Source organism: Haloferax sp. s1, assembly GCF_058382125.1.
The window spans coordinates 1-7,973 of the sequence record NZ_JBZRPK010000573.1 but is presented as its reverse complement, the minus strand read 5'-3'; the positions used below and the strand labels follow the sequence as shown (position 1 = coordinate 7,973).

10 protein-coding genes are annotated in these 7,973 nt (G+C 62.7%); 3 read left to right on the top strand and 7 right to left on the bottom strand.

Annotation, left to right across the window (positions count from 1 at the left end):
- From QT222_RS10860 to QT222_RS10835, 6 genes are all read right to left on the bottom strand, one after another.
- A partial coding sequence (locus QT222_RS10860) for a PH domain-containing protein (protein ID WP_491477185.1) occupies nt 1-858 on the bottom strand: 858 nt, incomplete at its 3' end.
- Nucleotides 855-1,319 (bottom strand): PH domain-containing protein, encoded by a 465-nt coding sequence (locus tag QT222_RS10855; RefSeq protein ID WP_014732212.1) that lies wholly within the window; start codon nt 1,317-1,319, stop codon nt 855-857. The genes QT222_RS10860 and QT222_RS10855, both read right to left, overlap by 4 nt.
- Nucleotides 1,320-1,419: 100 nt before the next feature.
- Entirely contained in the window at nt 1,420-2,175 is a 756-nt protein-coding gene (locus QT222_RS10850) for a DUF7260 family protein (protein WP_049917420.1), read from the bottom strand.
- On the bottom strand, nt 2,166-3,164 hold the full coding sequence (locus tag QT222_RS10845; RefSeq protein ID WP_491477184.1) for a metallophosphoesterase family protein: 999 nt from the start codon (nt 3,162-3,164) through the stop codon (nt 2,166-2,168). The genes QT222_RS10850 and QT222_RS10845 overlap by 10 nt, the downstream gene beginning before the upstream one ends.
- Nucleotides 3,161-3,286 carry a hypothetical protein gene (locus QT222_RS10840; protein ID WP_004572717.1) on the bottom strand — a complete coding sequence of 42 codons (126 nt, stop codon included), beginning with the start codon at nt 3,284-3,286 and terminating at the stop codon, nt 3,161-3,163. Before QT222_RS10840 ends, QT222_RS10845 begins: the two co-directional genes overlap by 4 nt.
- 95 nt (nt 3,287-3,381) lie before the next feature.
- Nucleotides 3,382-3,846 carry a transporter gene (locus QT222_RS10835; protein WP_491477183.1) on the bottom strand — a complete coding sequence of 155 codons (465 nt, stop codon included), beginning with the start codon at nt 3,844-3,846 and terminating at the stop codon, nt 3,382-3,384.
- A 146-nt stretch (nt 3,847-3,992) separates the two neighbouring features.
- On the opposite strand from QT222_RS10835, the gene QT222_RS10830 reads away from it, so the two are divergent.
- Nucleotides 3,993-6,125, top strand: a complete 2,133-nt coding sequence (locus QT222_RS10830; protein ID WP_491477182.1) for a S9 family peptidase — start codon at nt 3,993-3,995, stop codon at nt 6,123-6,125.
- Nucleotides 6,126-6,149: 24 nt separating this feature from the next.
- Here QT222_RS10830 and QT222_RS10825 read toward each other — a convergent pair whose 3' ends face one another.
- Entirely contained in the window at nt 6,150-6,836 is a 687-nt protein-coding gene (locus QT222_RS10825) for a YqjF family protein (protein ID WP_004572714.1), read from the bottom strand.
- 122 nt (nt 6,837-6,958) lie between these two features.
- On the opposite strand from QT222_RS10825, the gene QT222_RS10820 reads away from it, so the two are divergent.
- Both QT222_RS10820 and QT222_RS10815 read left to right on the top strand, forming a co-directional pair.
- Nucleotides 6,959-7,813, top strand: coding sequence for an aldo/keto reductase (locus QT222_RS10820; protein ID WP_491477181.1), 855 nt, complete (start codon nt 6,959-6,961; stop codon nt 7,811-7,813).
- A 2-nt stretch (nt 7,814-7,815) separates the two neighbouring features.
- The coding region (locus QT222_RS10815; protein WP_491477186.1) for a macro domain-containing protein at nt 7,816-7,973 on the top strand (158 nt) is incomplete at its 3' end.

Sequence of the window (7,973 nt, the reverse complement as noted above, 5' to 3'; positions counted from 1 at the left end):
GCCGAACTGTCGCTTGAGGGGGTTGTCCTCGATGGTGAGCGTCTGGAGTTTGTCGATGGGTATCGAGCCGTTGTATCGCTGGAGAAGCCCACGCTCGTACTGGAGTTCGTCACCGACCCGGGTGAGTCGGAAGCCGTAGTAGTTCACCACCGCCGAGGCGAACCCGGTTACCCACGAGACGACCGTGACGAGGAGGACTAATCCGACGAGCCCGAGTGTCGCTGCGACGGCACCGCTCGTTGGGATGGGCACATCGACAAGCGAGGTGATGACGGGGAAGATACTCGACCCGAACACGAAGACGATACCCGGCAGTCGCATGTCGAACGAGAGCGCGCCGACGATGGCGAGTTCGCGAGGAGTCAACTCGAACAGTAGTTCTTCCTCCGGTTCGGGAATGTCAGCGGCCGCGTCGCCGCGTTTCAGTCGAGCGACTTCTTTCTGAATGCGGCGGGCCTCCTCGTAGGTGACGAACCTGAGGCTCCCTTCTGTCTCGCCACCACCCGCGGTTTCGAGGTCGACAGCGGCGATACCGAAGAGTCGCTGGGCGACGTTTCGGGAGATATCGACGTTCTGGATGCGTCGGTAGGGAATCTCGCGGTTGCGGCGAGAGAAGACCCCGGACCGGATGTCGAGCGTATCCGGAGTGAGTTCGTACTCGAATCGCTGGTAGTACGCGACTTCGTAGCCGCCGATGGCGAGCACGACGAAGCCGAGAAGTGCGATTGTCCCGAACGCGCCGAGAATGCCACCGAATGCGGCGCCGCCGGAGAAGGCGATGAAGGCGAGCGCGAACACGATGCTGATGCTCCGCTGGGCCGCCCGGTAGGGGACTGTGAGTGGCGAGAGGTGGGTCATACCGCGTCGTCGCCTTCGGCGCGGATTGCGAGGCGTTTCAGTCGGTCCTGAAGGTCTTCCGCGCCGTCCGGCGTCAACCCGGGAATCGCAACGTCGGCCCCACGTGACCCGGCGGTGTAGACGATGGTCGATGCCAACCCGACGAGTCGTTCGATTGGTCTCCGTGTCGAATCGACGTGTTGGACACGGACGAACGGGACGACGGTGTTGACCTTGGTGAGCACGCCGCGCTGGAGATACAGCGAGTCATCGCGGACTTCGTACCCCCACGCACGGTAGCGAGCAAGCGCGTAGATGATGCCTACGACGAGCACCACCCCGCCGACTGCGACCGGCGCGAGCGTAGGTATCGAGATAGGGGCGAACAGCACGGCAGCACCTGTTGCACCGCCAGCGATGAGTGCGAATACGACCGCTCGGGCAACCCAGAGAAGACGGATACGAGGGTGGAGGCGGTTCACCGGCACCCCTCCGAGAGCGTGAACATACTATACTGCGGCGTTACCGTGAACGGATAAATAACTGTGGCCGGAATCAGGCCGGAACTAGGCCGGAATCAGGTTACGGTGCCGAAGCCAGTTGTCTCTCGACTCGGCGTGTGACGGTGTCCAGTTCCCCACCGACATCCGCGAGCGTCGCCAAGACGGGATACCGAGTCGGCAAATCCTCGTAAAAGAATTCGGTTACGTCGGGAACCCACGAAGAGAGCGCCCGCCGATGGTTCGTTATCGTCTTCTGTCGCTGCTCGACGAGCGTCGAAAGTCGGTCCTGGAAGTCAGATATTTCGCTGTACAGCGTCAGCAACTCGTCGAAGCCACACGTAGAATGCAGCGCATCGTCGAGGTCGGAGAGTCGCCCGACAATCGCGGCAATCTCGTCGCGCATCGACTCGATAGACTCCGATTCTTCGTCGACGACCCGGACGAACTCAGTGCGCTCGTCGACTGCAGCCGCGGCTGCCGAGACAACAGTGTGCCGGAGTGCGGGTGAGAAGACACTCGCAGACTGAAACGCGGTGGCCACGTCGGGGCCGAATTCAGCGGAGACGCTGTCTTCGAACGAGTCGCCGTACTCGACGTCGTAATGCGGCACGGACATCACGGTGCGCTCGTAGGCCCGCCGGACACGAGTGAGTGCACTGTCCGTCGTCTGTCGGTGTCCGATAGCGGGCGGGGTTCTCGGCGTCGGTGCGGTCGCCTTCAGTCCGCTTACGTCTTTTTGGAAGGCACGAAACGCCTCGCGTTCGTCCACGCATCTTCGACGTTCCTCGCGGAGATTCCGTCTGGCGGCGTCGAGTCGGTTGAGACTCACCGCCACCGAACCGCCCCCGGAACGTCCGCGCCGACCGACTGACTGGACGGCGTTCGTTCGTCGACGAGCGGGAACGTCGACAGGACGCTGCGGTCGGCGTGTGCGACGATTCCCTGTCCGTGTGCGCTCCCACTGGAGGCAAGCGTGTAGGCTTCGGCCATTCCCTTTGGGCCGGCAAGGGGGACGAGTCGAATCGTTGTTCCCTTGCGGTCGAGTTCGACCAGCAAGAACGACTGCGGGAACGAACACGTTGCAGGTGCGGTAATCTCGCGGACGCCATCTCGGACCGCAGTTGCGGGCCAGTGGATGTGGCCAGAGAACACGAGCGGAACCGAGTGACGGGCGAGCACTTCGGTCAGTTCGTCCGCGTTTCGGAGTTGGTAGAAGTCACCCTCGGGGAACTGACCGGTGTGTTGGCGTGGGTGAAACAGGTTGTTGTGGAGGACGACGAGCGGTGTCGTCGCGTCAGCGAGGTGTTCGTCCAACCAGTGGAGATTCGAGTCCGGAATAACTCCTTCGTGAGAGTCAGAGAGGTCGATGTCGGGACCGCCGGTGGCCGAGTCGAGACCGATAACGTCGACACCGCCCACACGGTGGACGAACGGTAGTTCTCCGGTCGCGTATCGGGCGGCGAACTGGCCGGCCGTGGGGGCCTCGTAGTCGTCCCAGTACTTCGGCACGTCGTGGTTTCCAGGGACGGAAACCCACGAGTTCGGGAGGCCGCCGAGGATTTCGTCGACAACGTCGTACTCGCCGGGACGGCCGTCCCGAGTCAGGTCGCCGAGGAGGACCGTCGCGTCCACGTCGAGGTCAGAGATAGTCGACACGGCGGTTCGGAGTCGATTCTCGGTACGGTGGTACACTTTCCACGTTCCGGACCCCGTCGGCGTCACGTGCGGGTCGGCAACGACGGCAATCCGGGTCGGCGTCCGCGAGACGGGCCGTGCGAGACGAGCGAGTACTGGGCCCGGGGAGTTGGGACGAGCGGTCTTCATCGGTCGATTGTCCGCGTGAACGTCCCCAACTCGGTCGTTCTATGGACGCGAATCCGTCCGGTTTCGGGACACAATTCGATTCGAAGCGGCGTCTCGTCGACGCGTGACTCGTCCCCTTGCATACACGTGAACTCACCAGTAGCGGGATGATAAAAATGTCGTACAGAATATATTTTCTGCGTGGTAGCTGTGTGTCGTCTACTGAGCCATCAGTAGTTCACATGAGGAGGACGCTCGGGTTAAGGAGCAGTCCAGCCACGACGAGTAACAGAACGGAGACGACGGCGGCCCCGAGATAGAACGGGGCGGCGTCCTCCGCCGGGGTGCGGACTTTCTTCTCGGCGAGTCCAGCTTTCGCCTTCCCCCGGCCGACTTCGACGAGTCCGGTCAGGACGAACCAGAGCGCGAGCATCGAGAGGACGAGGTGACCGGGTGCCTCTCCGAATAGTCTTCCGAACGTGTATCGCGTGCCCGCGAGATGCCCACCGGTTGCGAACATCAGGAGGGAGGCGAGACGCGACCCCATTGTGAGTCGGGAGATAATAGACTCGAACACGGCGGCGCGAATGTCTCCGGCGCGAGCGGTCGGAAGGACGGCAAGGGCGAAAAAGAGGACGCTTCCCGTCCAGAGTCCGCCGACCAGCATATGGGTCGTTGTGATTACAGTATCGATGAGAGCCATGTCTGCCGGGTTAGTTCACCGACGCTTGAAGGTTTCACCTTCGTGTCGGACGTTCGTCTCCCCGGCCACACCGGGGTTGTGTCCGAAACCGACCATGGGTTCGACGACGCAAACATATTTGTTCGCGGCGTGAGGCCATCGTTCATATGTCAAAGAACGTTCCATTTGAGGCATTAAACGACCTCTCGCTTCCAACGGACGTTACGGTCTCACCGGACGGTGACCGGATTGCGTTCACCGTCGTGGAGTCAGCCCCCGACGAGGACGAACGCCCGACGTCGCTCTACGTGGTTCCCACGGACGGTTCTCGTGAACCGCATCGGCTTACGCGTCTGCCGGGCGCGTCCTCGCCGAAGTGGTCGCCCGACGGGAACCGACTCGCGTTCATCGCCACTCGTGAGAAAGACGTAGAACGCCGAGTCGGGCGGCAAGACGACGAGGACGCGGAAGACGAGGCAGATGCAGACGGGGACGAAACAGTGGATAAAGACCGCGACGACGGTGACGAGTCCGACGAGACGGACGCCGGGTCGAACAACGACGAACCGAAGTCGCAGGTGTGGTGTTTCGACCTCGAACTCGGCGGCGACCCGACGCAGCACACCGACTTCGACGAGGGCGTCTCGGAGTTCGACTGGTCGCCCGACGGCGACCGTCTCGTCGTCTCAGCACGCGACCCGACCGAAGAAGAACAGGAGTATCTCGAACAGCGCAAGGACGGCGGGCCAATCGAAACCGAACGCCTCCAGCACAAGATAAACGGTGTCGGGTGGACCGATACGGTGACGACCTATCTGTTCGTGGTCGACATCGAAACCGGCGAGACGAATCGGTTGGATGAGGCGGCGGCGGCGGGTGCGTTCGCCGACCAGGGCGGTCTCCAGCCCGCGTGGGGGCCGAACGACCGCATCGCGTACATCACGTCGGACGCCGACAACCCCGACGACACGTTGGTACAGGACGTGTTCGTCACCGACCCCGATGGCTCGAACATCGAGAAGGTGACGACAGGAGACAGCGCGCTTGGGGCACCGAAATGGAGTCCGGACGGGACGCGAATCGCCTTCGTGGGCGACGACCCGGAGAACTTCTACCTTCCTCGGGAGATTTACGTCGCCGACCTCGGTTCCGACGAGATTCGGTCGGTCTCGGCCTCACTTGACCGAACGGTCACGTGGAATTCGCAACCGCAGTGGGCGTCGGACGACGAACTGTACACTCTCATCGCCGACGAGGGGAAGTCCAGAGTCGTCCGCCTCGACCCGTATGCGGACGACCCCGAGCGGGTGTTCGACGTGCAGGGCGACTATCGCGGGTTTCAGCTACTCAGCATCGCCGGCGGTCACGCGGGAGTCCGCGTTTCGGACCCGAACGACGGGTGGGACATCTACGGCCTCTCGCTCGACGATATCGACGCGACCGACGAGACGGAAGCCGAGTCGTTCGTCCGACTCTCCGCGCTGAACACCGAGGTCACGGACGAGTACGAGATGCCGCAGACGAAACGCGTGACCTTCGAGAGCGATGGCTGGGAAGTCGAAGGAATCGTCTACGCGCCCGCCGACTTCGACTTCGACAACCCCGACCCGCTTCCGACCGTCGTTGCCATCCACGGCGGTCCGATGGCCTACGACGAACCGGAGTTCCGATTCGAACACCCCGTCTTCACGTCGCGCGGTTATCTGGTCTTCCGGCCGAACTACCGAGGTGGGACCTCGTACGGACGGGAGTTTGCCGATGAACTCCACGGTCAGTGGGGAACGGTCGAAGTCGACGACATCGTCGCGGGCGTCGAATCGCTCGCCGACCGCGGGTGGACCGACCCCGACCGCGTCTTCGGCTACGGCTTTTCCTACGGCGGAATCGCACAAGGGTTCCTCGTGACACAGACCGACCTCTTGACCGCCGCCGTCCCCGAACACGGCATCTACGACCAGCGGTCGGCGTACGGGACCGACGACAACCGCCTCTGGAAGGAATACGAGCACGGCCGTCCGTGGGAGGACCCGGACAGCCTCGATGCCGCCTCGTCTATCACCGACGCCGACAATATCGACACGCCGCTTCTCGTCATGGCCGGCGGTCAAGACTGGCGGTGTCCGCCAACCCAGTCGGAACAACTCTACGTCGCCGCCAAGGCGCAGGGCGTCGATGCCAAACTCGTGGTCTACCCCGATGAACACCACGCCGTCACGAAACCCGAGCGGGCGACCCATCGCCTCGAGCAGATTCTCGACTGGTACGAGCGCCACGACCCGGCCGTGGAGACCGACGAGTGAACGGTGACAGCCTCACACCCGGCCTCAGCGGAGCATCTTCGGTGACTCCGCCGTAACTTCGAGGTCACCAGCGTAGTGGACGAGCGGGTCGCCATCGGGGTGGTCGAACCCGCAGGCTTCGAACATCGTGTTTTCCCGTATCTCGGCGTCCACGTCCTGTATCGGCCACGGGTCGTGGTCGATGTCGCCGATAACGACGGGCCAGTCGTCAGTGTAGAACCGATAGTTCTCGACGAGGAACTCCGTGAGCGACCCCGGCTCGGCGCTACTCTGCTCGCCGGTTGGACGGTACGTTGCATCGAACTGTGCCCCCGGTGACTCCTGCGTCGGGGGACGATAGCTCTGGAACGTGACCGCTCCATCCTGTTCTGTGACGGATATCGTCGCGTAGTGGTAGGGCAGCCGATAGCCTAATCTCGCCATCGACACGCCGAGACGGTCCGCGGCCTCAAGTGTGAAGAAGTAGACGCCTCTCTCGCCCCCGTCAGAAGGTTCGACGTAGGTTCGGAGATTCACCTCTGGAAACGCCAGACCGATGGGTGACCTTCGCGGACGAATGTCCACCATATCGAACGAGACGACACCCAACCACGCCGTTCCGTCGTAGGTCGCCACGGAGAGTTTGTCCGGGAGATGCGCCTGTACGACCTCCGGGTCTACGGGCCAGTGTGCGAATAGCGTGTGTCGCCAGCGCATCGAGAGGAGGTCCATAGTTGCGCTACGGGGCGCTGATGGGTGTGAATTTCGGCAGTTCCTGCTGTTCTCTGTGGCGTCGGTCAACAGCCCTCCGGATCGCCGAAACGACCATCTTGTTGGGAATCAATCAAAACCACATGAGTCTCGACAACGCGAGCGGCACCTTCGATATCGGCGGCGAACTGACGGTTCATCGACTCGGGTTTGGCGCGATGCGCATTACTGGAGCGGACATCATCGGCGAACCCGACGACGTGGAGAACGCGAAAAAGGTCCTCCACGAGGCCGTTGTCCACGGTATCGACCTTATCGACACGGCCGACTCCTACGGCCCCGCAGTCTCCGAGCGACTCATCGGCGAAGCGCTCGCACCCTATCCCGACGACCTCGTGATAGCGACGAAAGGCGGGTTCCTTCGCAACACCGGCGGCGACTGGATACCGAGAGCCGACCCAGACTATCTTCGAAACGCGGTTCTCGGCAGCCTCGACCGACTCCGCGTCGACACCATCGACCTCTATCAACTTCACCAGCCGGACCCGAACCCGGACGTTCCCTTCGAAGAGTCCGTCCACGCCCTCGCGGAGTTGCAAGACGAAGGCCAGATTCGACACGTCGGTCTTTCGAACATCACCGTCGGACAACTCGACGAGGCGCGCGACATCGTCGATATCGCAACCGTTCAGAACCGCTACAACGTCGGCGACCGCGAGTCCGAAGCGGTCCTCGACGCCTGTGACGACTACGATATCGGCTTCATTCCGTATTTCCCGCTCGGCGCGGGCGACCTCGGCGACAAGGCGGACGACGTGGCGACGGTTGCGACAAAGCACGAAGCGACGCCGCAGCAAATCGCTATCGCGTGGTTGCTTCATCGGTCCGACGTGATGCTTCCTATCCCCGGCACGTCGAGCGTGGCGCACCTCCGCGAGAACATCGCGGCATCGCACATCGGACTCGACGACGAAGACATGGCTCGACTCGACGAGTAACGATGGAATTTACTGTCATGCAGGGCGATATCGCCGCCCAATCGGCCGACGCACTCGTAAACGCCGCGGGGACGAGTCTTCGTATGGGGTCCGGCGTCGCCGGTGCACTCCGTCGAGGCGGCGGCCCGGAACTGAACGAGGCGGCGATGGACGAGGGACC